20 protein-coding genes, 2 tRNA genes and 1 pseudogene are annotated in these 24,446 nt (G+C 63.5%); 16 read left to right on the forward strand and 7 right to left on the reverse strand.

Annotated features, from left to right (window positions below):
- Positions 1-214 precede the first annotated feature (214 nt).
- The 4 genes from PYV00_RS10360 (at position 215) to PYV00_RS10375 (ending at position 2,506) form a co-directional block, all read left to right on the forward strand.
- A complete protein-coding gene (locus PYV00_RS10360; protein WP_275228187.1) occupies positions 215-628 on the forward strand; it encodes a holin family protein in 414 nt (137 codons plus the stop codon).
- A 106-nt stretch (positions 629-734) separates the two neighbouring features.
- Positions 735-1,076 (forward strand): hypothetical protein, encoded by a 342-nt coding sequence (locus PYV00_RS10365; RefSeq protein WP_275228188.1) that lies wholly within the window; start codon positions 735-737, stop codon positions 1,074-1,076.
- Between the two features lie 119 nt (positions 1,077-1,195).
- On the forward strand, positions 1,196-1,633 hold the full coding sequence (aroQ, locus tag PYV00_RS10370) for a type II 3-dehydroquinate dehydratase (RefSeq protein ID WP_275228189.1): 438 nt from the start codon (positions 1,196-1,198) through the stop codon (positions 1,631-1,633).
- 69 nt (positions 1,634-1,702) lie between these two features.
- The gene (locus PYV00_RS10375; RefSeq protein WP_275228190.1) at positions 1,703-2,506 is read left to right on the forward strand and encodes a lipid II flippase Amj family protein; all 804 of its coding nucleotides are present in this window, start codon (positions 1,703-1,705) and stop codon (positions 2,504-2,506) included.
- A 4-nt stretch (positions 2,507-2,510) separates the two neighbouring features.
- Here the strand turns inward: PYV00_RS10375 and PYV00_RS10380 are convergent, their stop codons facing one another.
- On the reverse strand, positions 2,511-2,975 hold the full coding sequence (locus tag PYV00_RS10380) for an Lrp/AsnC family transcriptional regulator (RefSeq protein ID WP_275228191.1): 465 nt from the start codon (positions 2,973-2,975) through the stop codon (positions 2,511-2,513).
- Between the two features lie 232 nt (positions 2,976-3,207).
- On the opposite strand from PYV00_RS10380, the gene PYV00_RS10385 reads away from it, so the two are divergent.
- The 4 genes from PYV00_RS10385 to PYV00_RS10400 all read left to right on the forward strand — a co-directional run bounded on the left by PYV00_RS10385 (position 3,208) and on the right by PYV00_RS10400 (position 6,302).
- Positions 3,208-4,962 carry a sensor histidine kinase gene (locus tag PYV00_RS10385; RefSeq protein ID WP_275228192.1) on the forward strand — a complete coding sequence of 585 codons (1,755 nt, stop codon included), beginning with the start codon at positions 3,208-3,210 and terminating at the stop codon, positions 4,960-4,962.
- Between the two features lie 66 nt (positions 4,963-5,028).
- Complete coding sequence (locus tag PYV00_RS10390) at positions 5,029-6,033, forward strand: polysaccharide deacetylase family protein (RefSeq protein WP_275228250.1); 1,005 nt, start codon at positions 5,029-5,031, stop codon at positions 6,031-6,033.
- A gap of 77 nt (positions 6,034-6,110) precedes the next feature.
- Positions 6,111-6,186 (forward strand) — tRNA-Ile (locus PYV00_RS10395).
- A gap of 39 nt (positions 6,187-6,225) precedes the next feature.
- Positions 6,226-6,302: transfer RNA gene (locus tag PYV00_RS10400), tRNA-Pro, on the forward strand.
- Positions 6,303-6,867: 565 nt separating this feature from the next.
- Here the strand turns inward: PYV00_RS10400 and PYV00_RS24400 are convergent.
- A pseudogene (locus PYV00_RS24400) lies at positions 6,868-7,851 on the reverse strand (recombinase family protein); the annotation flags it as partial.
- A gap of 787 nt (positions 7,852-8,638) precedes the next feature.
- Here PYV00_RS24400 and PYV00_RS10415 point away from each other — a divergent pair.
- Positions 8,639-8,914 (forward strand): HU family DNA-binding protein, encoded by a 276-nt coding sequence (locus tag PYV00_RS10415; protein WP_275228195.1) that lies wholly within the window; start codon positions 8,639-8,641, stop codon positions 8,912-8,914.
- 26 nt (positions 8,915-8,940) lie between these two features.
- Here the strand turns inward: PYV00_RS10415 and PYV00_RS10420 are convergent, their stop codons facing one another.
- From PYV00_RS10420 to PYV00_RS10435, 4 genes are all read right to left on the reverse strand, one after another.
- Positions 8,941-9,483, reverse strand: a complete 543-nt coding sequence (locus PYV00_RS10420) for a lytic transglycosylase domain-containing protein (RefSeq protein WP_275228196.1) — start codon at positions 9,481-9,483, stop codon at positions 8,941-8,943.
- 67 nt (positions 9,484-9,550) lie between these two features.
- Positions 9,551-12,565: a MobF family relaxase gene (gene mobF, locus PYV00_RS10425; protein ID WP_275228197.1), complete on the reverse strand. Its 3,015-nt coding sequence runs from the start codon at positions 12,563-12,565 to the stop codon at positions 9,551-9,553.
- On the reverse strand, positions 12,562-14,763 hold the full coding sequence (locus tag PYV00_RS10430) for a type IV secretion system DNA-binding domain-containing protein (RefSeq protein ID WP_275228198.1): 2,202 nt from the start codon (positions 14,761-14,763) through the stop codon (positions 12,562-12,564). Before PYV00_RS10430 ends, mobF begins: the two co-directional genes overlap by 4 nt.
- A complete protein-coding gene (locus PYV00_RS10435; protein ID WP_275228199.1) occupies positions 14,760-15,059 on the reverse strand; it encodes a CopG family transcriptional regulator in 300 nt (99 codons plus the stop codon). The genes PYV00_RS10430 and PYV00_RS10435 overlap by 4 nt, the downstream gene beginning before the upstream one ends.
- Positions 15,060-15,251: 192 nt before the next feature.
- Between PYV00_RS10435 and PYV00_RS10440 the strand changes: the two genes are divergently transcribed.
- Genes PYV00_RS10440 through PYV00_RS10455 form a run of 4 tightly spaced genes read left to right on the forward strand, consistent with a single transcriptional unit; the run spans position 15,252 to position 20,679 of the window.
- Positions 15,252-15,929: a type IV toxin-antitoxin system AbiEi family antitoxin domain-containing protein gene (locus tag PYV00_RS10440; RefSeq protein ID WP_275228251.1), complete on the forward strand. Its 678-nt coding sequence runs from the start codon at positions 15,252-15,254 to the stop codon at positions 15,927-15,929.
- On the forward strand, positions 15,922-16,776 hold the full coding sequence (locus PYV00_RS10445; protein WP_275228200.1) for a nucleotidyl transferase AbiEii/AbiGii toxin family protein: 855 nt from the start codon (positions 15,922-15,924) through the stop codon (positions 16,774-16,776). Before PYV00_RS10440 ends, PYV00_RS10445 begins: the two co-directional genes overlap by 8 nt.
- A 22-nt stretch (positions 16,777-16,798) precedes the next feature.
- Positions 16,799-18,772, forward strand: coding sequence for an ATP-dependent nuclease (locus PYV00_RS10450; RefSeq protein ID WP_275228201.1), 1,974 nt, complete (start codon positions 16,799-16,801; stop codon positions 18,770-18,772).
- Positions 18,773-18,774: 2 nt separating this feature from the next.
- On the forward strand, positions 18,775-20,679 hold the full coding sequence (locus PYV00_RS10455) for a UvrD-helicase domain-containing protein (RefSeq protein ID WP_275228202.1): 1,905 nt from the start codon (positions 18,775-18,777) through the stop codon (positions 20,677-20,679).
- Positions 20,680-20,687: 8 nt separating this feature from the next.
- Here the strand turns inward: PYV00_RS10455 and PYV00_RS10460 are convergent, their stop codons facing one another.
- A complete protein-coding gene (locus PYV00_RS10460; RefSeq protein ID WP_275228203.1) occupies positions 20,688-20,927 on the reverse strand; it encodes a hypothetical protein in 240 nt (79 codons plus the stop codon).
- A gap of 206 nt (positions 20,928-21,133) precedes the next feature.
- Here PYV00_RS10460 and PYV00_RS10465 point away from each other — a divergent pair, with 206 nt between their 5' ends.
- Genes PYV00_RS10465 through PYV00_RS10475 form a run of 3 tightly spaced genes read left to right on the forward strand, consistent with a single transcriptional unit; the run spans position 21,134 to position 24,248 of the window.
- Positions 21,134-21,994, forward strand: coding sequence for an SIR2 family protein (locus PYV00_RS10465; protein ID WP_275228204.1), 861 nt, complete (start codon positions 21,134-21,136; stop codon positions 21,992-21,994).
- Positions 21,991-22,836 (forward strand): hypothetical protein, encoded by an 846-nt coding sequence (locus PYV00_RS10470; RefSeq protein WP_275228205.1) that lies wholly within the window; start codon positions 21,991-21,993, stop codon positions 22,834-22,836. Before PYV00_RS10465 ends, PYV00_RS10470 begins: the two co-directional genes overlap by 4 nt.
- A complete protein-coding gene (locus PYV00_RS10475) occupies positions 22,833-24,248 on the forward strand; it encodes an argonaute/piwi family protein (protein WP_275228206.1) in 1,416 nt (471 codons plus the stop codon). Before PYV00_RS10470 ends, PYV00_RS10475 begins: the two co-directional genes overlap by 4 nt.
- Positions 24,249-24,446 lie beyond the last annotated feature (198 nt).

Genomic DNA, 24,446 nt, shown 5'->3' on the forward strand with positions numbered 1-24,446 from the left:
AAAGTGACACTGGCGTTGAGGCGGGATGACGAAATAACGTCTGTTATGTGACTAAGCCCCCGATCGCGGGCCGGATCGGCGCATAACTGCCATCCATGCGGGCGGTGGGCGCGACAGCGCGGCGCGGCAATGCCCGGCGCGCACAAAGCCTTTTCCTACATGCACCGATTTGGTTATCTGATTGCGGGCACGTGAACCACGGAGTGTTCGTCCCATGCCCATCCTCGAATCGCTGATCGGCCCGGTCGCCAAGATCCTCGACAAGATCATTCCCGATCCCGAAGCGCGCGCCCGCGCCAAGCTCGAACTGCTCAAGCTTGAGAACACGCAGGAAATGCAGCTTGTCCAGACGCAGCTTTCGGCGATCGTCGCCGAAGCGAACTCTACCGATCCCTGGACCAGCCGCGCGCGCCCAAGCTTCCTTTACGTGATGTACGCGATGATCCTGTGGGCCTTGCCGATGGGCCTGATCGGCGCGGTCAGCCCGGCCACCGCGCAGGCCATCGCGGCGGGCATCTCCGGCTATCTCAACGGCTTGCCCGAGCCGCTCTATGCCCTCTTCGGCACCGGCTATCTCGGCTATTCGGCGATGCGCCAGTGGGGCAAGGCGCGCGGCACCGACAAATAGCCCGCCATTAGCAAAAGCGAAGGCATTTGCCGCTAAGCCTGCCTTTTCGAAGAACCGTTCAACGCACGGGAGTGCTGCCTTGCCACGGAAATGGGCGCGATACCTGATGGCTGTGCTGCCGGCGCTCGCGCTGGCGGGCTGCGGCAGCTCGGCGCGCGAGGAAGAACTGGCGCAGCAGCTTGCCGCCGCCCAGGCCGAGGCCAAGGCGGCGGCCCATGCGCGCAAACAGGCCGAAGCGGCGCTGGCCCGCGCCAGCCAGAACGACGGCGCCCTGTCCGACTTCTATGGCGACAGCATGAGCGACGGCGACGCTTCGCCCGACGATTCCGACGCCGAGGATGGCGGCAACGCCGAAATGGCCCCGGCCCCCAATGTCTCGGCGGTCGATGGCGGCGACATGCCCGATACGCCGGGCGCCAGTCCGATGTTCGTCACGCCCGAGGCGTGATCGGGATTCCCGCGCGGGCTTGCGCGGCCCGGCGCCTGGGCTAGAGACTGCACGCTCCACCGGGAATCGGCGCGCGGCGCGGGTTGCCATGGCGATCGCGGCGAAAGGGCTTGGGATAAATGGCGCAAAAGCTGGTCTATGTGCTCAACGGGCCGAACCTGAACCTGCTCGGCCTGCGCGAGCCGGAGATCTATGGCAGCGACACGCTCGACGATATCGCCGGCCAGCTTGAGGATCGCGCGCGCGAACTGGGCCTCGCGATCGAGATGCGCCAGTCGAACCATGAGGGCCATCTGGTCGACTGGCTGCACGAAGCCCAGGCCGAAGGCGCGCAGGGCGTGCTGCTCAACGCCGGCGCGCTGACCCACACCAGCCTGGCGCTGTACGACGCGATCCGCGCGGTAACGCCGCCGGTGATCGAAGTGCACTTGTCCAACCCCCACGCGCGCGAGGAATTCCGCCACAAGTCATGGGTGGGCATGGCCGCCAAGGGCACGATCGCGGGCTTCGGCGCGAAAAGCTATCTGCTGGCGCTGGAAGCAGTGGCCGGGCTGTAAGCGGATTGGGCCGGCCCATCCGGTGAAAAACCGCTGTAGCGCGCTGGCGGAACGGCATATCCGGTAACGATGGATCGGCAACTCATCATCATCTGCCTGCTGACCGCGGGCATCAACCTGATCGGCACGCTGGCCTATGCCGCGCGAATCGCCGGCGTGCGCACGGGCCGCATCGCCATGAGCTTCGCGCTGTTCAACATGCTGGTGCTGGTCAGCCGCACGTCGAACAGCTTCCTGGGCCCCTTCCTGGCCAAGCGCATCGAATCGCGGCTGGCGACCGGCGGCGGCGATGCGCTGGCGGACGACTTCCGCGTCGTCCTGGCCAGCGCGACCTGCGCGGTCTTCGTCGGCATCCTGCTGGTGCCCACCGGGCAGCGCCTGTTCGCGCGGGCGATCGGCTATTTCCAGCGCAACCGCTCGACCATGCGGATGATCCTGCGCACCGCCACGCCCGCCGGGCTCAACGCCATCCGCCAGTCGGTGGCGATCCCCAAGGCCAGCCATATCCATGATCTGACGCGCACGCGCGGCGTGGGCTGGGGCGTGCTGGCGGCCAACGTGCTGGCGCAGGCGCTGATCACTGTGGGCGTGCTGGCCTCGCTCTATGCCGGCTACCTCAATCCCGAATATCGCGTCACCGCCTCGCAATTGTCGGCCGTGATCAACGGTTTCGCTACGATCCTGCTGTTCGCGCTGATCGATCCGCAACTTTCGGTGATGACCGACGACGTGGTGGAAGGCCGCATCGATGCCGCCCTGTTCCGCCGCACGATCGTGTGGATTTCGCTGAGCCGCCTGTTCGGCACCGCGCTGGCGCAGTTGCTGTTCCTGCCGGCGGCCGGCGCCGTCGCGTGGATCGCCTACTACGTCTAGCGCGCTATTCCAGCGGCACGCCCGGCAGTTCCTTGGCGGTGCGGATCGTCAGCGATGTCTTGACGCTGGCGACATTGGGCGCGGGCGTGAGCTTGGACGTGAGGAACTCCTGGAAGCTCTGCAGATCGCGGCTGACGATCTTGAGGATGAAGTCGATCTCGCCGTTCAGCATGTGGCATTCGCGCACATCGGGCAGCGTGCGCATATGTTCCTCGAACTGGCGCAGCGCTTCCTCGGCCTGGCTCTTGAGGCTCACCAGCGCGAAGACGGTGATGGTAAAGCCCAGCTTGGAGGCATCGAGCTCGGCATGGTAGCCCTTGATGATGCCCGCTTCCTCCAGCGAGCGGACCCGGCGCAGGCAGGGCGGCGCGGTCAGCCCGACGCGCTGGGCCAGCTCGACATTGGTGATCCGCCCCTCCGCCTGCAATTCCGCGAGCAGGCGGCGATCAATATCGTCGAGATTGGCCATGTTGTCGTCCCTGATGCCCCACCGCTTTGCACCCCTAACCGACTGTTGGAATTTCCACAGTGGCTCTGGCCCTCTCACGGTAATAATATTATCTCCTAGCGTAATCGTCCCGCTTTGCAACGCTGTTCCAGACTGTGCTTCCGCTGACACCGGGGTTTGCTAGGAGACAGGATCGAACCGGATCGCCACACCCGTCCCGTGCCCTTATGGTCGCGGGCCCTTTGGAGCATGGATGCACTTCGACGATCGCCTTGCCACGGTCCTGCGCTTGCCAGTGCGAGGGACCGCGCTTGCGCGCATCCAGTACCGGCAATTGCTCGATATTCTGGGCAGCGTTCCGGCGAACGGGCATTCGGGTTCGGTCGAACCGGCTTATGCGCGGCTCCGCGAACTGGGCCAGGCGGTGCCCGTGGCCGAGCGGGCGCGGATGCTGCGCGATCCGGTCGCGCGCCTGCGCAATCCGCGCCTGATCGCGCTGCTGGCCGAGGAAGACCCGGCCGTCGCCACCGCCGCCATTGCCGCCGCCCGCATTGCCGAGGATGACTGGCTGGCGCTGATCCCGGCCCTGCCGGTGCGGGCGCGCGGCATCCTGCGCCATCGCCGCGATCTGGGGCCGCGCGTCGATGCCCTGCTCGATCGGCTGGGCATCACCGATCGCGGCCTGCCCCCATGCGAAACCGATTCGGCCCTGCTCGGCGCGCAAGGCGGGAACGTGATGCAGCTCGCGCTCGATCAGGCCATCGCCGAGCCGGAGGAACCGGCAGCGCCTCCGGCCGAGCCCGATTCGGCGGCCACCGTCCATGTCCTGCCGGCTCCGCCGCCGCCAGCCGATGCCGGGATCGGCGCGATCGTGCGCCGGATCGAGGAATTCCGCCGGTCGCGCGAACATGCCGCCATCACTCCCGAAACGGGCGACGCGCCGCGCCTGCCGCTGGACGATGCCGTGCCCGAACCGCAGGCGAAAGTCTCCGCCTTCGATTTCACCACCGATGCCGCCGGGCGGATCGTCTGGGCCGATGCGCCGGTGGCGCCGATGGCGGTCGGCCTGCGGCTCGGCGCCACGGACCGCGATGCGCCGGCGCGCGCGTCGCTCGCGCTGGCCGGCGCGATCCGCTATCGCCAGCCGCTGCGCGATGCGGCGATCACGCTGGAGGGCGCGCGCGCGATCGCGGGCGACTGGCAGATCGACGCCCTGCCCCGCTTCGATCCGGTGAGCGGCCGCTTCACCGGCTATACCGGCCGTTTCCGCCGTCCCGCCACGATCGACGGCCTGCCGACGCAGCCGCCGCCATCCAGCGAGGCGGACCGGATGCGCCAGATCCTGCACGAGCTGCGCACGCCCGCCAATGCCATCCAGGTCGCGGCCGAGATCATCCTGCAGCAGCTTTTCGGACCGACCCCGCACGAATACCGCGCGCTCGCCTCGGCGATCATCGGCGATGCCGCGCATGTCTTCGCCGGTTTCGACGAACTGGACCGGCTGGTGAAGCTCGACAGCGGCGCGATGACGCTGGAGCCGGGCACGGCCGACCTGGGGCAAGTGCTGACCGGCACCGTCGCGCGGCTGCGCGCCTGGACCGATCCGCGCCGCAGCGGCTTTGCCCTCAGCGTGACCGAAGACGGGCTGGCCGTGGGCCTCGATCCCAACGAGGCGGAACGGCTGGTCTGGCGCCTGCTGGCCGCGCTGGCCGGCATGACCGGGCCTGACGAAGTGCTGGCGCTTCGCGCGCAGGCCAGCGGCGGCGCGGTGATCGCCAGCGTCGCGCTGCCGGCCAGCCTGGCCGGGCTGAGCGACGCGGAACTGCTGGGCGGGGCGATCGCCCGCCCATCCTCGCTTTCGGCCGGAATGTTCGGCATCGGCTTCACCTTGCGCCTCTCCGAAGCGGAGGCGAAGGCGGCTGGCGGCTCGCTAAAACGATATGCTAACGAATTGCACCTAACGTTGCCCGGGTTGACCGCGGCCGCCTCGGGCCATAGCCAAGACTGAGACGCAATCGCAGGACCGCTTCGCCACGCGCGGACGATGCCGCGGGGGATAGGGGTGAAATTGCCAGTGCCGGGAAGCAGCCTCCTGGATCTGCCGTCCGCCGAGCAGTTCGTGCGGTTCCGCGAGGATTTCGGCCAGCGCTTCATCGTGACGGTCGATACCGAAGAGGAATTCGACTGGAACGCGCCGCTCAATCGCGAACGGTTCGGGCTGGTGACGATCCCGGCGCTCCGCAAGTTCCAGCAATTCTGCGATGGCTTCGGCGTCGTGCCGTCCTACATGCTCGACTATCCGATTGCCTCCGCCCCGCCCGCCGCCGAAGCGTTGCGCGGCGCGGTGGCCGATGGCCGCGCCGAGATCGGCGTCCAGCTCCACCCCTGGGTGAGCCCGCCGTTCGAAGAAGCGGTCAATGAATTCAATAGCTTCGCCGGCAATCTTCCGCCCCGGCTCGAAAATGCCAAGTTCGCCCGCCTGCGCGATGCGATCGAGGGCAATTTCGGGGCGGCGCCGCTGATCTATCGCGCCGGGCGCTATGGCATCGGTCCGCACAGCGCCGCGATGCTGAAGGAGCATGGCCTGGCCATCGACACTTCGGTGCGCGCCCTGTTCGATTACAGCTATGCCGGCGGCCCCAATTTCCGCAACCATCCGCTGCGGCCCTATTGGGTGGATGCCGAACGCACGCTGATGGAACTGCCGCTGACCACGGTGTACTGGGGCCTGCTGCGCCAGGCAGGCAATATCATCTATCCGCACATGTGGCGCACGCCCTCGGTGCGCGGCCTGCTGGCGCGCGCCGGCCTGCTCGAACGCATTCCGCTGACCCCCGAAGGCGTGACGGCCGAGGAAGCGATCCGGGGCGTGGACATCGCGCTGGACGATGGCCTGCCCGTGCTCGTCTTCTCGTTCCACAGCCCCTCGCTCGCCCCCGGCCACACGCCCTATGTGCGCAGCGACGAGGATCTGGACGCCTTCTATGACTGGTGGCGCACGCTGTTCGGCTACCTCGCCTCGCGCGGGGTGCGGCCCACCTGCGTGCGCGAGATCATGGCGTCGGTCGCGCTTGCCTAGCGCCCGGCGGCGCTGTAAGCGGCGCTGTCCTGACGGCGCGGCGCGCCGGCGGGCACGGCGATGCAACGCGCGGTTTGGGGCCTGTAGCTCAGCGGTTAGAGCTGGCCGCTCATAACGGCTAGGTCGCGGGTTCGAATCCTGCCGGGCCCACCACCGCCGCAAGCGGCCGCCGAAAGGGTCGGCCGAAAGGGTCGGGGAGTAGCGCAGCCTGGTAGCGCATCTGCTTTGGGAGCAGAGGGTCGCAGGTTCGAATCCTGTCTCCCCGACCAATTCGCCACTTCGGCGGTTCGATTGAATATTTGCCTGAGTGCCATCATTTCCCGGCCTCGGGATTTCGGCAAGAAAATCAAACGGTTTCCTGAACTCCACGGTCAATTCGCCATTGGCGTAGGAACAGTTCGATAGAACCAGATTCAGAAAGCGCTGTTTGATCGCCAATGGCTGTTTTGCGAAGCCTGCGTGGGCGTTCCGGACCACTTCGAGCAGCGCGATGCCATCATCGACCAGATCGCTCTCGGCGTCGGCCAGAGTTGCAAGCTCCTGAATGCAGCGATGCTGCTCCTCGCGCCACTGCTGTGCCAGACGATCATGGAATTCGGCCGTGATCTTGCCGTCCATCTTGTCGATGTAGAGCGTATCCAGCCGGCGAGTGAGCCGATCGGCTTCGGCGCGGAGCTTGCTGACGCGATCGTCGCGCTCATTCTGGGTGTGGGATGCGGTCTCCTTCAAGGCCCGGCGAATGAGCGAGAAAGCCTCGTTGTCCAGATTGAGCCGGCGGAGAACCTCCTCGAATTTCTCGTCGAGAACCTCCTCGCGAACATAGCGCTCGGGACACCGCGCCTTGAACCGGGAGCAGTGGTAATAGACATAGCGCTTCTTCTTGATTTCCGCCGTGACCGCGCAGCCGCAATGGCCGCAGGTCATGATGCCGGTATAGGCGAACTGGTGCTTGTTACCGTGGACGTTGGAGATGCTCCGCCCGTCGAGCAGTTCCTGAACGTTGGACCAGGTCTCGAACGACACCAGCGGCTGATGCGACCCCTGATAGATCTTGCCCTTCCACTCGAAAGAGCCGGTGTAGATCCGGTTGCGGAGGATCTTGTGGATGGTGCTGGTCGCCAGTGGACTCCCGCTTTTCCGGTATCGCAGCCCGGCCATCTTCGCCTTCTGCGCCGCCTCCTTGATCGAATACTGCCCGCTCTCATACCAGGTGTAGAGGCGCGCGATCAGCGGCCCGAGCTGAGGGTCGATGGCGATGATCTTCTTACCGTTCTCGCCGACAACGTTGGTGTAGCCAAGCGGCGCGGCGGACGGCCAGATGCCCTGCTCGGCCTTTTCCATCAGGCCCTTCCGGGCTTCTTCCGACAGGTTATCGATGTAGTTCTTCGCCATCAGCACCTTGATGCCATGCATGAACTTCTCGGATGACCGGGAATCACCGGTCAGCACGATGCTTTCCTTGACCAGATGGATGTCCAGCTCGAGATCGTCGATCGTGACCCAGTCCTTGAGGTTGCGATAAAGCCGGTCGGTCTTCTCGACCAGGATGGTCTTCACGTTCTGATGGGTCTTGAGATAGCGCAGCATCGCGGTGAAATTCGCGCGGCCGGCACGCTTGGCGGTTTCGACATCGACGAACTCGGCAGCGATCGAAAAGCCGTTGGCGACCGCATACTCGCGCAGAAGTTTCTCCTGGGCGGGAATGGAGAATCCCTCCCGCTCCTGTTCAGGGGTCGAGACCCGCGCATAGAGTACCGCCCGCTTGAGGGGGCCTGTCTCGGATCTGGCGGCTAGTGTTTTCGCTCGTGGTCTGGCCATACGTCATTCCTTTCGCAAACACCTTACCCCCTTCCCTCAAATTATTGAATATGAGCGATAAAGTTCGAAGTGCATCCCGGATACCCTTGGCCGGCACCTCCAAGTTCTGCTCCCCAATCGGAAAATGCCTACGTCTTCCAATGGGATATGATTTGTCCAAATCGGAGGTATCTATTCAGGAACTCCACAGCCTCCGCTCTTTCGATCACCCGGCCGTACTTTTTGGAAAAGTACCGCTGCGCGTCATCGACCAATTGCTGGGAGAAACGCTGGCCTACCGGAACTATCGCGTCGGGGGGCAGAGCCGCCAATTCGGTGCTCCCGCCATCGGGTGGGTCGGCGGCAGCGGAAAGCGGAACGATGTCCGGCGCTGCCCCGACTATGATGTCAGAATTCGGTGGCGATGCAGCGGGCACCAATTGCATCGGTGGCGGCGAACCAGCCATCCGGGCTCTGCCTGCTCGGCGACGACGAACCATCGCGCCTAGCTCCAGACGATCAGAAGGCTGGGTAAGCAGATTGAAGCCGGAGCAAAGTCACGGCGACGCGAGGCCGCCTCGCGGTCATGAAGCAACATACAAAGGCCCTGTCCTGTTGCGGGCCCTTGCCATGAGTTGAGAAGCCTCATGGATATAATGCACGGCTCTAGCCGCTTCAATGACCTGCTTCGCTGCGCGAAGACGCGAGAAACTCTGGATAAGCCGCACAAAACGACGACCAGGTCTCGTGACGCCCGGCACACGCGCGGCTAGTAGGCCTTTTCCATTTTCCCGAAGAAAGGTTCCCCATGAACAACAACGACATCGCCGACAAGATTGCCGCCGAGCACGGCGTGACCAAGGCCGACGCCCGCAAGATCGTCGACTCGGTGTTCGCCTCGGTCGCCGACGGCGCTGCTGCCGGCGAAGAAATCGCCCTCTCCGCCTTCGGCAAGTTCAAGGTCAAGGCGACGCCCGAGCGCGAAGGCCGCAATCCTTCGACCGGCGCCACGATCAAGATCGCCGCGGCGAAGAAGCTGACTTTCACGCCGGCAAAGGCGATCAAGGACCGCCTCAACGGCTGACCGGATCGAGGAGCAATGGGCCTTGCCTATTGCTCCTCGCTATCATCATCGAGCGTCCCGCCACCGGCCATGGCGAACAACCCCTCGCCGAAGCGCCGGCGAAGATGGCTGGCGACGCTCAGCGCATAGCGCCGTTGCCGCCAGGCGGTCGGGCTGTGATAGACGCCGACCGCCTTCCAGTAATCGCCGGTCTGATGCAGCGCGGACAGAAATATCCAGCGCGCAGCCTCGGCATTGAAGCATGGATCATAGCGCAGCCATGTCCGCACCTGATCGCCCGGCCGTCCCAACAGCCGGGCAAGGCGCGGCACCCAGCCGGAATTGATCTGGAGCACGCCGAGGTCATGGGTGCCGTTGGTGTTGGCGATCTCGGCTCCAACCCAGCCCGCCTCCTGATCTCTCAGGCCCCACAAGGTCTTTTCCAGCCAAGCCCTTCCCTGGGATGCCTGACGAATGCAGCGGGCAACCTCGGGTTCGTGGCGAACCGGACCGGCGGAACGCGCGATGGCCGGGGGTGCGGCAAGGCACAATGCGCCCGCTCCCACCAGAATGAGATGTTTGAATTTCATGGGTCAACTCCATCGATAGAAACCAGGCGTCTGGCGGTCAGCAGCTTCGCCAGCACGGGATTGCCCATCATCGCTCCGGCCCACGTGAAGGCTCAGGCTGATAGACAGGTGCGGGCTGATGGACCGGCTCGGGCTGAGGCGCGGGTTGGTGCGCGGGTTGGTGCGCGGGTGCGTCCTGCCGAACCGGACCCTGCTCCGCCGCGCTGATGGCTGGCGCGGATCGATCAAGAATGGATTGCAGGATGCGATCCATACGCTCGGCCAAAGGCAACACGCGCTGAGCCAGCCGCTCACCCAAGCTATTGGGTGGTCGCGGCGCACGATCAAGTCGACGCTGTATCTGCCGATCGCGCCGTTCCTGCCGGAGGCGTTCCTGTTCCTCGCGAGCCTGACGCAGGCTATCGGGATGGCGCGCGGCCAGGGCCTTGGCGCTATCCTTATCGAGCCGCCCGAGCCCTTCGAGCGATGAGGTCTTCTCACCCGAATTGCGCGCGAGCTTCACCGCGAGCTTGTCCGCGTTCTCGGTCCACAGCTTCACGCCGTAACGGGCACGGGTGATGGCGGTGTAATAGTTCTGCCCGTTGACCAGGCCCGACTGCACGGGCGCCAGCACATAGACCCGGTCGTAGGTCTTGGACTGGGCCGAATATACCGTCTCGGCATAGCCATGGTCCCAGGTGCGGTGCTTGGAGAGATCGACATCCTGCACGCGCTCGCTGCGATCCCAGCGGATCGTGGCGATAGGCCCGTCGAGTTTCTCGACCGTGCCGCGCTGGGCGTTCTTGAGATCGAGGTCCTTGTTCGCGAGCCGCCACTGGATGCGATCACCCTCGGCGAGACTTCTGTCTTCGGGCTTGGCGAAGACATTGACGACGCGCGCTGATCCCAATCGTGGATCCCAGCGGATCACGCGCCCGCTCTCATCGACCAGCTTGACGATCTGCCGCCCGTTGGCGTCACGTCCCAAGCCCTGCACCCGATATTCGGTGCCCTGCGCCAGGCCGAGCCCGACATTGTCGCGCGAGAAGGTCACGACCTGCCCGCCGGAATAGAACCGGGCCATGTGCTTCTGTTCGTCGGTCAGTCCTGAAGGAGTGAGCACCTGCAGCCGTGTGTCCTCGGCGGCTATGCTGCCTTCACGCTTCAGCACCTCGCGTATCTGGTCGTTGACGACGAGCCGGGTGGCATTGTCGAGCACCAGGATGTTGGTGCTCTGCCGGGTCTGCGACTTGAGGCGGGTCCATTCGGTGACCAGCCCCTTCGCCAGCGCCTCCGTATCGACACCGCTCACCACCTTGTCGAGCGCGGCCAGTGATCCGGCATAATCCGCGTTCCGTGCCGCGGTGACGGCCTCCTTCATCTGGCGGGTTTCCTGCCGGACTGCTTCAGTGAGCTGGGTGGTCGGCAGGCCAAGGCGCTGGAGCAGCCAGAAGGCCTTGCCCTGCTCGATCGCGCCGGTCTGCTTGTTGTCACCGAGGAACAGCGCGCGCGCGCCGGTCTCACGGCTGATCTCTAGGACGCGAAGGGCCTGCCGATTACCGAGTTGGCCCGCCTCGTCGACAACCAGCAGATGCGACGCCGTGATCCCACGCCCGCCACCGGCGAGCAGGCTGGCGATGGTGCGCGATTCGATCCCGGCCTTGAGACCAAGTTCCGCCGCTGCCGAGGACGTCGGCGCCAGCGCGACTGCGGTCGTGCCGGGTTCGGCCGCCTCGACCAGCACCTTCACCAACGTCGATTTGCCCGCCCCTGCCACGCCATGGACACCGTTCACCCGGTCCCGCGAGGTGGCGATGGCGGCCAGCGCCTGTTCCTGCGCCGGATTGAGCCCCGCCCTTTCGAGCGCCGCCAACAACCGGTCCGCAGATGCAATCGGGCGCGCATCGTCGAGCGACAGCGCCAGATGCATGGTCAGCTTTTGTTCCATCCGCGCCGTCGCCCGGCTCGTGCGCCCGCGGGTCAGATCGCGGTCGCCGGTCTTCTCGCGCGTCGCGAGCAATTTGCGCCGGTCCTCATGCGCTTCGGCGAGAGGCCGCACATCCTCGAGGCGCACTTCGCCGACATGGCTGGCAAGGCCAAGCCGCAGCATCTGGCCGAGGTTGTTCACCGCTTCGCGCGATTCGGCCTGGCGGATGCCGAACAGCATGGCTCTGGCCGATACGGCTTTGCCGGCGGGAAGGTCGCGCTCGCCGATCTTGTCGGCCGCGCCCCGCAAGAGCGTCAAAGCGTCGGCATGGGCCTTACAGCGCTCCTCCCAGCGATCGTGCAGCGCTTCGAGGCCGATCTTCTCCTTGCCTGGTCGGGTTGCGTAAAAGGAGCGCTGCCGCTCCGCCTGCCCTTGATGCCCGTGCTCTTTGGCATGGGCGTTGATCTGCTCGGCGCGCTGCGAGAAGTTCCGGATCAGGCCTTTGGGGACATCCCTGATCTCGAACAGACCGCTGCGGGGATCGCGCTCGATCTGGTAGCCTAGCTCGCTGAGGCGATGGGCAAGATCGTTGCGGTAGATCTGCCCCGCCGTCATCTGCTCGGCGAACATGGCGCGAGTCTCGAGGCTGGCCATGGGATCGCCGGCGGCCTCGTTGGTCATGTTGAGCACGACGACGTGGGTGTGGAGATGCGGGTCGAGTTCCCGGCTCGCGTGCTCGGTGAAACGGGCGTAGATCAGGCGGCCGGTGGTATGATGCCGGATCTCACCCTCTTCGCGGCGGCGCAGGCTGGCGTGTTCTTCGAGATACGCAATCGCGCTGCCCACGGCCCGCTCGTGCGCGGCGACGATCCGTTCGTCGCCCGCCACCAGCGCCATGATCGAGACCGACTTGGGCGCGTTGACCGCGAAGTCCCAGCCCGGATGATGCTCGATCTCGCCGTCGGACCGATGACGGCCGAGTTGCTGCCCCCCGACCTGGCCCGCCAGCAGCGCCTTGAACACCGCCGGATCGACCTTGCCCGAGAGACCGAGATCGGCGGCGAGTGCCCCGCCCCATTCGGAATGCTCGTCGCCGCCCTTGGTGTAATAGTCGCCGACCGTATAATAGCGGGCGATATTGGCCGGCGTGCCATGCAAGCGAACCGGATTGATCACGCCGGCTTCGATTTTTCACGCGGACTATCGGCCTCGCCGTGCTGGACCAGCTTGGCGGTGATCTCGCCCTGCTTGGCCATCACGATGGCCCAGGCCTTTCGAGACGGCAGCTCCAGTTCCTCGGGCGTTGCATGGATGTAGTCATCGACCGAGAACGGGATATCGGCAGGGGTTTCCGGGCTATCGGCAGGCGTGGGCGTTGCGGGCTCGTTGGACGGGAACAGGTCGTTCTGATCGGCTGAACCTGTCTCACCCGTCCGGCCCTTCCGGCGCCTTGCCGGTGGCAGCATGGGCTTGGCCGCTGGCAACGGCGCGGCCGATGGCTCCGGCGGTGTTGGCTTCTGTGACGGTTGCGGCGGATTTGCCTGCCGATGGGCTCCTTTCTGCCGGGCCTCCTGCGCTTCGCGCTCGGTGGCTTCGCGCAGCGTCGACTCGGCCTGCGCCAGCCGGATCAGTTCCTCGGCCTTAGGATGGGGTTTGGGTGGCTCCTCGCGCTCGATGAATCCCGGCGCGATGTCGGGCAGATCGTTATAGCTGTCGGCGAACTGAGCGACGGGCAAGCGGCGGCCGAAACGCAGGTAGCCCGAGAAATTGGGCAGGTCCCGCACCTGGCTCGAGATCACCAGCGGCCGCGTCACCTGCATGCGCGACAGGTTGATGCCGTCGCGCATGTCGTTGACGCCGTAGCTCATGCCCTCGTTGGCCTCGATCTGCTCGACCTGGCCGAGGTTGGCAGAGATGTGGTCGGCGGTGTCCCCGTCGTTGGCCCGCAGCGCCACCCAGGTCGAGCAATAACCGGTGATCGCCATGGCTTCGGGCTTGGTGTAGGTGGAAACGAGCTGCGGAAAGGACTGGAACCCGAGGATGCCGCAGCCGCCGTATTTGCGGGCGCGGGCGAGGAAATCCGAGAGCGACGGCAATTTCTGCAGCGTGGTCAGCTCGTCGATCACGCAATAGAGCCGCCGGTGGATATCAGGCTTGAGGCTCATGATCGCGCTGATGGCGATATCGAGCCAGACGGTGATCAGGGGGCGCAGCGAGGGCAACTGGTCGGCCTTCACCGTGATGAACAGCCAGCTTCCGTCGTTCCCCTTCTCCACCCAGTCGCGGATGGAAAAGCCGTCCTCGGTATCGTCGAGCCAGGAGAAGCTGCGCATCACCGAGGCGAGTTCGGCCTGAATGCCCGCCGAGGTGCGCTCGCCCTCGGTCGAGATGAACGCCGCCGCCTCGGTGCCGGTGACGAAGGCCGCGAGATCCTTGAGCTTCGAGCGCAGCAGGCGGAACATCAGCACCGAGATGAACGTGTGCTTCTGCCGAGCCAGTTTCCGCATCACCGCGACCAGCGTGCCGCGCGACGCCTTCGCCCAGAACGGATCGCCATGCGGCTCGGGGATCGTGGATTCGGCAATCTGGTCGTAATGGTAGTCGCGCGGGACATCGACCCATGGCGACCAATGCGCGGTGCGCGCGTCGAGCGGGTTAAGCAGCGTATCGATGCCGGGCCGGTAGAACTTCTCGACGAAAGTTCCGGCCGTATCATAGACGATCGCCCGCTTGCCGTCGGCGCGAATTCCGGCGAGCATCTTCACGATTATGTTGGTCTTGCCCGAGCCGGGCGCGCCGCAGAGCAGCAAATGCTCGGGCTCATAGGCTGTCGGCATGGCTACGCCGCCGATCGTGATCGGCCCCTTCTTCTCCCGCCGCAGCGCCTGTCGCAGTTCCTTGATCGTGCCGAAGCGCGCGCCGCGCAGATATTCGTTGGAGCCGAGGCCCTTGCCGGCGCACGTGAAGTAGAACCAGGCATATCCCATCGCCGCGAGCACGAAGATACCCGACAGCAGCGCGCCGTGGATCAGGTAGACCTCGAAACTGTGCAGCGTGTGCTTCGCGAGCTCAGAGGCGAGCAGCCAGTCGGCCGAGGTCTTATAGGTGGTCCCGTCCGGTGTTCTGAACAGAACGGGATCGTTGGTGCCGCCTGCTGCATCGACCTTGATCGAGGCTTCGGCGAGCTTGACCAGCACGAAGCGTTCGTAGGCGGTGGACTTCTCCATCGCGTACCAGGCGATGCCCATCACCCAAAGGACCAGACCCGCCAGCACCGTTTGGTAGAAAACCTGTGTGGTCATCCGCAGATTGTGGACGGTGGCCTGTCCGCCGCGGGTCCAGGAGCCGACGGTGTCGTTGCGGAAGATGCTCATGGCCGCGCCCCTTCCGGCACCAGCCCGCGTTCGGCGAGAATCGCGCGGGCATCCGCCATGCCCTGCTCGAGTGCTTTGGGTGACTGCTGACCGACGAAGGTCGCAAGGATCGACAGCATCTGCAGCGCCGTCGCCAGGATCTCATCCTGCGAGGAATAGACGTAGCGGTGTTGCGGATCGGCGGCCTGGGTCAGGACACTCCGACAAAAAGTTGAAACCGGCAGGCCAGCCCCATGAGCACGGCGCGCAAGACGCGCGTACAGCGCCTCATCGACACGGATGTTCAGTTTGGTCATGCAGAAACTCCGTTGAACAGAGCTTCTGCCTGGGTCGGTAAGCCCGCTCCTTATAGGTGGCGGGTGGATTGGTTTCAAGCATTCGCATGGAGCAATGATCTTCCATTGCCATTGATTGCGTGTTGTATTCCCTTGGCGGTCCCGCAAAGAAAATTCTGGAAACTTTCACATTTTGGAAGTATCAGGAACTTCATGTCCTCCCTGGCACAGCAGATTAAGGCGGCAGGTCTCGCCGATCATATCCTGAGCGAACGCCAGTTGGGCCGCTTGCTCGGCGGCGGCGATGCGCGGCGTTATGGCCTGGTCAATCGCGCGCTCAAGGATGGCTCGCTGCTCCGGGTCAAGCGCGGCACCTATCTGTTGGGCTCTCGCTATCGCAGCGAAACGGTCCATCCCTTCGCGATCGCGCAAAGTCTTCTGCCCGGCAGCTATGTCTCCTTCGAAAGCGCGCTCGCTTATCATAGCTGGATTCCCGAAGCGGTCTTTGTCACTGCCAGCGTCTCGCCAGGCCGCAAGACGCTGCATTATGAGACGCCGGACTTCGGCACCTTCGATTTTCGCCCGCTGGCCATCGCCGACTATCGCTTCCTGACCGGCGTTGATCGGATCCCGATCGGCAACCTCACGGCGTTCGTCGCGCAGCCCCTGCGCGCGCTGATGGATCTCGTCGCACTGCGCAAGCAGCCATGGACGGGGATCGACTGGGTCATCCAGGGCATGCGCATCGAGGAAGAAAGGCTTGCCTCGCTCCGTCGCAAGGACTTTGCCAAGCTCCAATCCGTCTACAAGCACAAGGCGGTCAACGCCTTCCTCGCCGCGCTGGAAAGCGCCGTACTGCCGACCAGAAAGCAATCACCAGCCCATGATTGACATCATCAAGGAAAAACTGCGCGGATATGAAGCCGCCAATGCGCTCGAGGAGGAGAATGCCGTCAAGGAAATCCTCCAGGAGATCGCGCTCTATTCCCTGTGGCGCGGCGATTTCTTCAACGTCGCCTTGTTCCAGGGCGGCACCTCGCTGCGCATCCTGCACGGCCTGCCTCGCTTTTCGGAGGATCTGGATTTTCTGCTGCGCGTGCCTGACCCGGATTTCGACTGGTCGCCCTATCTCAAGATACTGGTCGAGGTCTTCGAGCAGTTCGGGCTCAAACTCGACGCGCTGCCCAAGACGAAGATGGACACCGCGATCCGGCAGGCCCTGCTCAAGAATGATTCGATCGCAAGCCAGCTCGACCTGTCCTTCGCGGGAACCGGCAAACCCCGGACGATCCGCATCAAGCTAGAGATCGACGTGAACCCGCCCGCTGGCTCAGGCGAGGATGCGACCTATCTCGACTTCCCGGCCGATCATGAAGTGCGTCACCAGGACCTGCCGTCCAACTTCGCGCTCAAGATCCATGCCCTGCTCTGCCGCGGCTTCCTCAAGGGCAGGGATTGGTATGATTTCTCCTGGTATGTCGCCAGGGGATCCGCGCCCAACCTCGCTCTGCTCCGCACCGCGCTGATTCAGGCCGGTCCGTGGGCGGGAGACGAGAGCATTGCCGTCGACTTGCCTTGGCTGAAACAGGCGCTCGGCGACACAATCGCGAAGATCGATTGGAACGCGGCGGCCGAGGATGTGCGCCGCTTCCTGCGCCCCGCCGAAGCCAAATCGCTCGATCTGTGGAGCGAGCGTTTTTTCATGACAAAACTGGACAGGCTCACGGCTGCCAAATGACGATCGAAGAGGATGTGTCGCTTTGCTGATTGAAACCGTCACCATCGCGGGCTTCCGCTGCTTCGGGCCCGACCCGCTTGCGATCGAAATCGCGTCGGATATTACTGCGGTGGTCGGCCCCAACGCGTCGGGAAAAACGGCGCTGTTGCAAGCCTTGTCCAAGCTGTTCGGCGTGACCCGCGCGCAGCGGACGGTGCAGCGCTCCGATTTTCACCTGGGCGCCGAGGACGATCCCGATGATCGAGACCCCAAGAATCTCTTCATCGATGTCCTGATCGGCCTGCCGGAACTGAGCGATGGCACCGCGACGCCGGAGACCATCGCGCCAGCATTCCGGCGCATGCACATTGCGCGAGCGGGCGATGATCCAGTCTGCCGGCTGCGCTTCGAAGCGCGATGGGAAGATGACGGTACAGTCGAAGGCGAAGTGTCGCAGGACCTGTTCTGGGTCGAGACGCTTGACGACGATCCGCCGGCCGACAAGTGTCATCCGGTATCGGCAGCCGATCGCGGCCTGATCCAGCTCTATTACACCCCCGCCAGCCGCGATGCTGCCGCGCAGATCCGAGCCACGGCGGGAGCGCTGGCCGCGCGTCTGCTGAGGGCGATCGAATGGTCTTCCGACACAGAAGACGCCGTCACCGAGGCCAGTGAGACGCTGACCGAAGCCTTTGAAGGAGAGGCTGCGATCGCGTCGATCGGCCAGGCCCTCCAGCAACGCTGGGCAGGACTGCACGATGATGTTGTCGATACCAAGCCTCGCCTCAGCCTGGTCAGCCGTCGCTTCGAGGACGTGGTGAGCCGGATCGCGGTCATTTTCGAGCAAGGTCCGGATGGCCATGAGCGCGGGCTCGACGCGCTCAGTGATGGACAGCAATCGCTTTTCTATTTCGCGCTGGCTGCGGCGGTCTTCGACCTCGAACGCGCCGTGGTCGCCGGGACGGTGGATGGATTCCGCGACGACACCATGCGAATCCCCGCTCTGACGCTGTTTGCGCTGGAGGAACCGGAAAACCATCTCTCGCCTTACTTCCTGGCGCGCATCGTTCGGCAGTTCCGCACCCTGACCGAAGATGGCAGAGTCCAGGCCCTCATCACCAGCCATTCCCCGGCGGTGCTGAGCCGGGTCGACCCCCGCGAAGTGCGCTATTGCCGCTGTGATCCGAAAACGCGCATATCGACGGTCAAATCCATCAAGCTGCCCAAAGGCGCGAGCGAGGAAACCAAGTTCGTCCGCGGCGCGCTGCTCGCCTATCCCGAACTCTATTTCGCGCGGTTCGTGGTTCTCGTCGAAGGGGATTCGGAACGCATCGTGCTGCCCAAGCTGGCCGAAGCGCTCGATCTGCTGGTCGATCCGGCCTTCGTTGCGATCGTGCCGCTGGGCGGTCGTCATGTACAGCATTTCTGGCGGCTGCTCACCCAGCTCGGTATTCCCTATGCTACCCTGCTAGACCTCGACCTTGGCCGCAAGGGCGGCGGCTTCGGCCGGATCAAGACCGCCATCGAGAAGCTGATCGAGCGAGGCGAGCAAAAGAACAAGCTGCTCCAAACGACGAATGGGATGCTCTCAGATTCCGAGTTCGCCAAGATGCACGAGTGGACCGAAGTCCAGCATCTTTCAGGCTGGGTCGATTTCCTGCAGAAATATGGCGTTTATTTCTCCTCGCCGCTCGACCTCGACATGGCGATGCTCAAAGCCTTTCCCGCGGCGTATGAGGCGGTGATCCCGGCAGGCGGCGGGCCAAGGATGGCCAAGGACAAAGCGGCCGAAGCGGTGCTCGGTACGGCTGGCCCGGGCCTGACTGCCTGGACGGGACCCTATGCCGGTTATGAGGAGTTGTTCCCTGCCTATCGTTATCATTTCCTGACGCAGAGCAAGCCAGCGACTCACCTGGCCGCCTTGGTTCATATCAAGCGGAAGGAGTTGATCGCCAGCATGCCGCCCGTCCTAAAGGCGCTGCTCGAGCATGTCGCCAAATCGCTGCGGCGGGATTAAGCATGTTGGTCCTGTCTCGGCGCGTTCGACCCGATCAATGGCAGCCTGTCGGCGTCGCCGCACTGGAGGCGAACGCGCTCGACGTCGTGCGATCGAGCGACAATCGCTCCGTGATTGCTGGCCCCGGCGCCGGGAAGACAGAATTGCTGGCGCAGCGGGCCGCCTATCTGCTCCAGACCGGCACCGCTCCGCGCCCGCGCCGCATATTGGCGATCAGCTTCAAACGCGATGCCGCCGTTAATCTCGCGGCGCGGGTGGCGCAGCGCTGCCATCGCGACCACGCTGGCCGCTTGGACTCGATGACATTTGACGCCTTCGCCACGGGATTGATCGACCGCTTCGGCCAAGCGCTTCCGTCTCGCTGGCGTCCCACGCCTGACTATGAGATCATCTTTCCCGGCGAGCGGGATTTTCGCGACTTTCTCCAGAATCAACTCGGCTCACCGCCTGTCAGCGTTGGCACTTATGCCGATCTCCAAGCGATCGCCGTCAAATCCTTCGAACGGCGACATCTTGTCGGCACACGTCTGCCGGCCGGTGGTTGGGACAGCCCGACGCCAGCGCAATGGGCGGCCGACCAATATTGGCAATCGTCATTGCATGGCGCTTCCAAAAGCTACCTCTCTTTCCCGATGATCGGACGCCTCGCCGAACTGCTCCTGCGGGTCAATCCGATGGCGCGCGAGGCCCTGCGGCTGACCTACCCGCATCTGTTCATGGACGAGTTTCAGGACACGACCCAGATCCAATATGATCTGGTGCAGACCATCTTCATGGGAACCGGCACCGTGATCACAGCGGTCGGCGACAACAAACAGCAGATCATGCGCTGGGCCATGGCGATGGATGCGCCCTTCGCGGCTTTCGAAGCCGATTTCGGGGCAACACGCACGCCGCTCTATAACAATTACCGTTCCTCCCCCAATTTAGTGCGCATCCAGCATGTGCTGGCCCAAGCGCTTGATGCGAAGTCGGCCAAGTCCGTCGCCATGGCGGCTGGCTCGATCACCGGCGAGAGCTGCGCGATCTGGGATTTCTCGTCGGCGCAAGCCGAAGCAACGCACCTCGCCGCCTTTGTCGCGGCAGAGATGAAAACCCATGATCTTTCGCCTCGCGATTTCGTTCTGCTCGTCCGGCAGAAAGCGGGAGACTATGCGGCCGTACTCGAACCGGCCTTCGCAGCCCGAGGGATTCCGCTTCGCAACGAGGCTGGGATGGTCGGGCAAGTCATGCTTCAGGAACTGCTCGCCGAGGAGGTCTCCGAACTGCTTGTCGCCATCCTGCGACTTGCGGTGTGTCAGGCCAGCGGTCGGTACTGGACTTTATGCCAGGACAGTCTGGGTATCTTGCGGGGCATCGCGCCGGATGACGAGGCCGCTCAGGCGCGTCTTGCCAGTGATCTCGACAGCTTCGCACTCGATTTGCTTGCGGCGCATGTCAGTCCTCCCGTCGGCAAGCCAAACGTCCGATCCGTGGTCGACAGGATAATAAGCTGGATAGGGCGGGACCGCATTGTCGCGGCCTACCCCGCCTACCGGCAGGGCGGATGGCTAGACAAGGTGATCGACGCAGCGGCTGGGCATCTGCACATATCCGCAGGCAACGGCGTGGACTGGGAAACGGCGCTCGATACCTATGAAGGGCTCCATGCCATTCCCTTGATGACGATCCACAAGAGCAAGGGTCTCGAGTATCACAGCGTGATCTTCGTCGGTCTTGACGATGGTGCCTGGTGGAGTTTCGACAAGGATCAGATCGAGGCTACGGCGGGATTTTTCGTTGCCTTCACGCGCGCCAAGCAGCGCGTCCTGTTCACCTATACGGCGCACAGGGGCAATCGAAGCAAGATCGCTACGCTTCACAATTTGCTCCGGTTAGCAGGCATCCAAACCCACCAGATTGCCTGACCAAAGATTCAGGCACGCGCCGCGCGAACGATGACCTTGTCGATACCTTGTTCTGCCGCGAAACGCTTCGCCCTCTCGATCGCTTCGGACATGCGCCAGTCGAAGCCTGCCGAGCCGCCGGTATCGCCTTTGGCGCTATCGAAAAAATAGCCCTTTTTCATGCCGCCAAAGCCGCGATGCACGACCAAGGCAACATGGCGCTCGGCAGGGATGTCGTCAGTTGGCGACAGATAGATAATCGCGGTCATTAACCCTCCGCTCGGCTGTCCAGGAGATGCCGCTCATGCTTTCTTGCGCGAATCCGCAAGACTGGAACATAGAATGAACAAAATGGCAATTCAATGAGCCCTTCCCCGGTTTTACGCCAGAGGGCGACAAAACGCTCTAGCGTAGATCCAGTGAACGGTTAATCATCGGACAGATGAGTGGAGACGATTATAGTATCGAAATAGCGATGGATGATTTCGCGCGGCGGTTTTCGATGCGGCCTGCGAAGTTGATGTGGCTCCTGGGCGCCGGCGTTTCAGCGTCAGCTGGGATCCTGACAGCCTGGGATATGATCTGCCGGTTCAAACGGGAACTGTACATCACCCAGCGCAAGGTCTCTCCTCAGTCCGTCGCCGATCTCTCTTCACCGGCAATACTCGCAACCCTCGATGCTTTTCTGGCCGAATCCGACACATTGCCAGAACCTGGCGCGCCCGACGAATATTCGGCGCTGTTCGAGGCCACCTACCCGCAAGAACAGGACAGGCGGACTTATATCGACCATATGATCCGGGGGATGAAGCCGACCCACGGACATCTGGCGCTGGCCGCTCTTCTTCGTGCCACCCATTGCAACATCGTGTGGACAACCAATTTCGACCATCTTCTCGCCGATGCCTGCGCGCGCACCTTCGACACGACGGCGGCATTGAATATGGCGTCGCTCGACGGGACGCTTCTGGCGGGAGAGTTCATTTCCGAGCAGCAATGGCCCATCGAGATCAAGCTGCATGGCGATTTCCGGTCGCGGCGCCTGAAGAACACCAGCGAGGAGTTGCGCCATCAGGATGCACAATTCCGCAGGCAGCTCGTCGACGCATGCCGTCGCTTCGGTCTTATCGTTGCCGGCTATAGTGGCCGCGACTCCTCTGTAATGGATGCGCTGGAAGAGGCGGTTGGCGAACACGGCGCCTATCCCAACGGTCTGTTCTGGATGCATCGCGGCGAGGCAGCTCCGTTCGAACGGGTCACCCGGCTAATCGCGAAAGCCAGAGCCGCCGGTCTCGAAGCAGGGATCGTCCGGATTGAGAATTCGACGAGGCGATGATCGATCTGCTGCGGCTGCTGCCGGATATCGACACGTCCCTCCTTCGAGCGGAAGGTCAGGAGCGGCGACGCTTCTCGGCTGCCCCCGCACCTTTGGGCAAAAAATCCTGGCCGGTCCTGCGCATGAACGCAGTGCGTGTGACACGTCCGGTGAATTGCCGTAAGATCGTCTGCGAGATCGGCGGCGGCAAGGATGTGCGCGAAGCCGTCGAAGCAGCCGAAGGGAGGATCATCGTTGCCCGGACGCGCGCGGGAGTCCTCGGCTTCGGGAGTGATGATGAGTTCCGGCGGGTCTTTGCCCCCTTTAGCATTACAGAGTTCGGCATTGCCACCTTCGAGGATCGCCGTCTGCGCTATGATTCACAGGAGCGGGGATTGCTGCGCCGGGCGCTTGTCGCCGCCATTGCGCGGACCCATGACATGGAGGCGCGCGCCAGAGGCTCCGCCGATATATTGGCGCCGCGGGTGCCCGGCGACCCAGCCTGGCAGGGTCTGCGCGATGTGATCGGCGGCCCGATCGTCGGCAGCGTCCCTCGCAAGCGCGATATCACCTGGCGCGAAGGTATCGGCCTGCGATTGGACTGGGCCAGCGATCAGCTCTGGCTGCTGCTGGAGCCCAGGATCATCTTTGATGGCGGCAGCGAGGAAACCAAAGCCATCACCGCCGATTTTGCGCGGGAGCGGACCGCACGCCGCTATAATCAAATGCTCGACAAACTGATCAATTATTGGTCGCGCAGATTCGCTGGCCAGAATCTGCGTGCCCTTGCGATCGGCGATGGGCTGGACGCCGCCTTCGACGTCGATCGCCAGTCGGCTTTCTCATGGGCAGCCAAGCCATGACCAGCCAACTCCAACATCATGTCCGGCTGCCGGAGCCCAATCTGCTGTTCCATCCGGACCGGCCGAGCGATCGCGACATCCATCCGCTGCGCGGACTGGCCCGTTTCGGGCCCTATTCGAGCATGTTCACCCCGTCCCCCATCCGCGTGGCGACGCTTGCGCCTTCCGGGGAATCGCAGCGTCTCTTCGAGTTCCTGAGGGAACTCAACCAGCCTGCGAGACCGCAGGAGCGAACTGACTATCTTCCGGACTGGGCTAGTTTCAACAGCGTCTTCCAGACGCACCTCGCGCCAGCTGCAAGCCATTGTCGGCGGGAACTCGATGCCCAACTGGACGGAGAGTTGAAAGATTGCCCTGCAGCGGGCCTGCTGCTTGCCGAACGGCTCATCCGTTCAATCCAGTTGCTCGACGCCAACCGCGCAGATTTTGACGTGCTGTTCATCTATCTTCCTGAACGCTGGTCTTCCGGCTTTTACGGAGCCGATGATTTCGATCTGCATCACCAGCTCAAAGCCTTCACCGCCGCGCGGCAGCTGCCCATTCAGATTGTGCGGGAAGACAGCGCACTATCCTATCGATGCCGGGCCAGCGTCATGTGGCGGATCGGCCTCGCGCTCTACGCCAAGGCTGGCGGCGTTCCCTGGAAACTGGCCGATGTGGAGCCGGACACGGCTTATATTGGTATCTCCTATGCGCTCCGGCCCGCAGAATCGGAGCTTGCCCGCTTCGTGACCTGTTGCAGCCAGGTCTTCGACGCCGATGGTGCTGGTCTGGAATTCATCGCCTATGACACCGGCGATGTGAACGTGCAGCGGGAGAACCCGTTTCTCTCGCATACCGAGATGTTTCGGGTCATCACCCGTTCGCTGGACCTTTATCGCCGGCGCCACGGCGGTCGACCACCAACGCGCGTGATGATCCACAAATCCACGGAGTTCAAGGAAGCGGAAATCGAAGGCTGTTTCGAGGCGCTGAAGCATATCGAGGCGGTCGATCTTGTCCAGATCGTCGAGGACAATGGCTGGCAGGCGGCGCGGTGGGAACAGGACCGTAACGATCCTGAGAAATCACAAGCTGACGGGTATCCGGTGAAACGCGGAACCTTGCTCGGGCTCAGCGGCAAAGACGCGCTGCTCTGGATGCATGGGGCAGTCGATGGCTTCGGGCGCCGCCCCTATTTTCAAGGTGGCAAAGGCACACCACGACCGTTGAGACTGGTCCGACATGCCGGGCACGGAACATGGGATGATACCGCGAGAGCCGCGCTCGCGTTATCGAAAATGAACTGGAACAATGACGGACTTTACGATCCGCTGCCCGTCACGATGAGCTATGCGAAGACCTTGGCGCAGGTAATAAAACGGATGCCGGGAATGGGGAAAGGCACCTACCAGTTCCGATTTTTCATGTGATGGCGACGGCCAGGATCGACACTCAGCCTATCAAAAATTACCCGCTGAGCGTCGTACGACCACCACGGCATTTTGTAAGGCTATGTCAACGAGTTATTGATTTGGAGCGAACTCGGTGGGGGACGCGGACCACAAGCTCGGTCTGTTTTCATGATCCGCGTACCACTGAATTAACTACCTGATTCAACGAGCGATTCG

This window comes from Novosphingobium album (ex Liu et al. 2023), assembly GCF_029076845.1.
In the GTDB taxonomy this organism is placed as follows: Bacteria; Pseudomonadota; Alphaproteobacteria; order Sphingomonadales; family Sphingomonadaceae; genus Novosphingobium.

Bases quoted from the DNA above. Each gene is read 5' to 3' on its own strand.
- PYV00_RS10360 (WP_275228187.1), top strand. From the start codon at position 215: ATGCCCATCCTCGAATCGCTGATCGGCCCGGTCGCCAAGATCCTCGAC.
- PYV00_RS10365 (WP_275228188.1), top strand. From the start codon at position 735: ATGGCTGTGCTGCCGGCGCTCGCGCTGGCGGGCTGCGGCAGCTCGGCG.
- aroQ (WP_275228189.1), top strand. From the start codon at position 1,196: ATGGCGCAAAAGCTGGTCTATGTGCTCAACGGGCCGAACCTGAACCTG.
- PYV00_RS10375 (WP_275228190.1), top strand. From the start codon at position 1,703: ATGGATCGGCAACTCATCATCATCTGCCTGCTGACCGCGGGCATCAAC.
- PYV00_RS10380 (WP_275228191.1), bottom strand. From the start codon at position 2,975: ATGGCCAATCTCGACGATATTGATCGCCGCCTGCTCGCGGAATTGCAG.
- PYV00_RS10385 (WP_275228192.1), top strand. From the start codon at position 3,208: ATGCACTTCGACGATCGCCTTGCCACGGTCCTGCGCTTGCCAGTGCGA.
- PYV00_RS10415 (WP_275228195.1), top strand. From the start codon at position 8,639: ATGAACAACAACGACATCGCCGACAAGATTGCCGCCGAGCACGGCGTG.
- PYV00_RS10420 (WP_275228196.1), bottom strand. From the start codon at position 9,483: ATGAAATTCAAACATCTCATTCTGGTGGGAGCGGGCGCATTGTGCCTT.
- PYV00_RS10430 (WP_275228198.1), bottom strand. From the start codon at position 14,763: ATGAGCATCTTCCGCAACGACACCGTCGGCTCCTGGACCCGCGGCGGA.
- PYV00_RS10435 (WP_275228199.1), bottom strand. From the start codon at position 15,059: ATGACCAAACTGAACATCCGTGTCGATGAGGCGCTGTACGCGCGTCTT.
- PYV00_RS10440 (WP_275228251.1), top strand. From the start codon at position 15,252: ATGTCCTCCCTGGCACAGCAGATTAAGGCGGCAGGTCTCGCCGATCAT.
- PYV00_RS10445 (WP_275228200.1), top strand. From the start codon at position 15,922: ATGATTGACATCATCAAGGAAAAACTGCGCGGATATGAAGCCGCCAAT.
- PYV00_RS10455 (WP_275228202.1), top strand. From the start codon at position 18,775: ATGTTGGTCCTGTCTCGGCGCGTTCGACCCGATCAATGGCAGCCTGTC.
- PYV00_RS10460 (WP_275228203.1), bottom strand. From the start codon at position 20,927: ATGACCGCGATTATCTATCTGTCGCCAACTGACGACATCCCTGCCGAG.
- PYV00_RS10465 (WP_275228204.1), top strand. From the start codon at position 21,134: ATGGATGATTTCGCGCGGCGGTTTTCGATGCGGCCTGCGAAGTTGATG.
- PYV00_RS10470 (WP_275228205.1), top strand. From the start codon at position 21,991: ATGATCGATCTGCTGCGGCTGCTGCCGGATATCGACACGTCCCTCCTT.
- PYV00_RS10475 (WP_275228206.1), top strand. From the start codon at position 22,833: ATGACCAGCCAACTCCAACATCATGTCCGGCTGCCGGAGCCCAATCTG.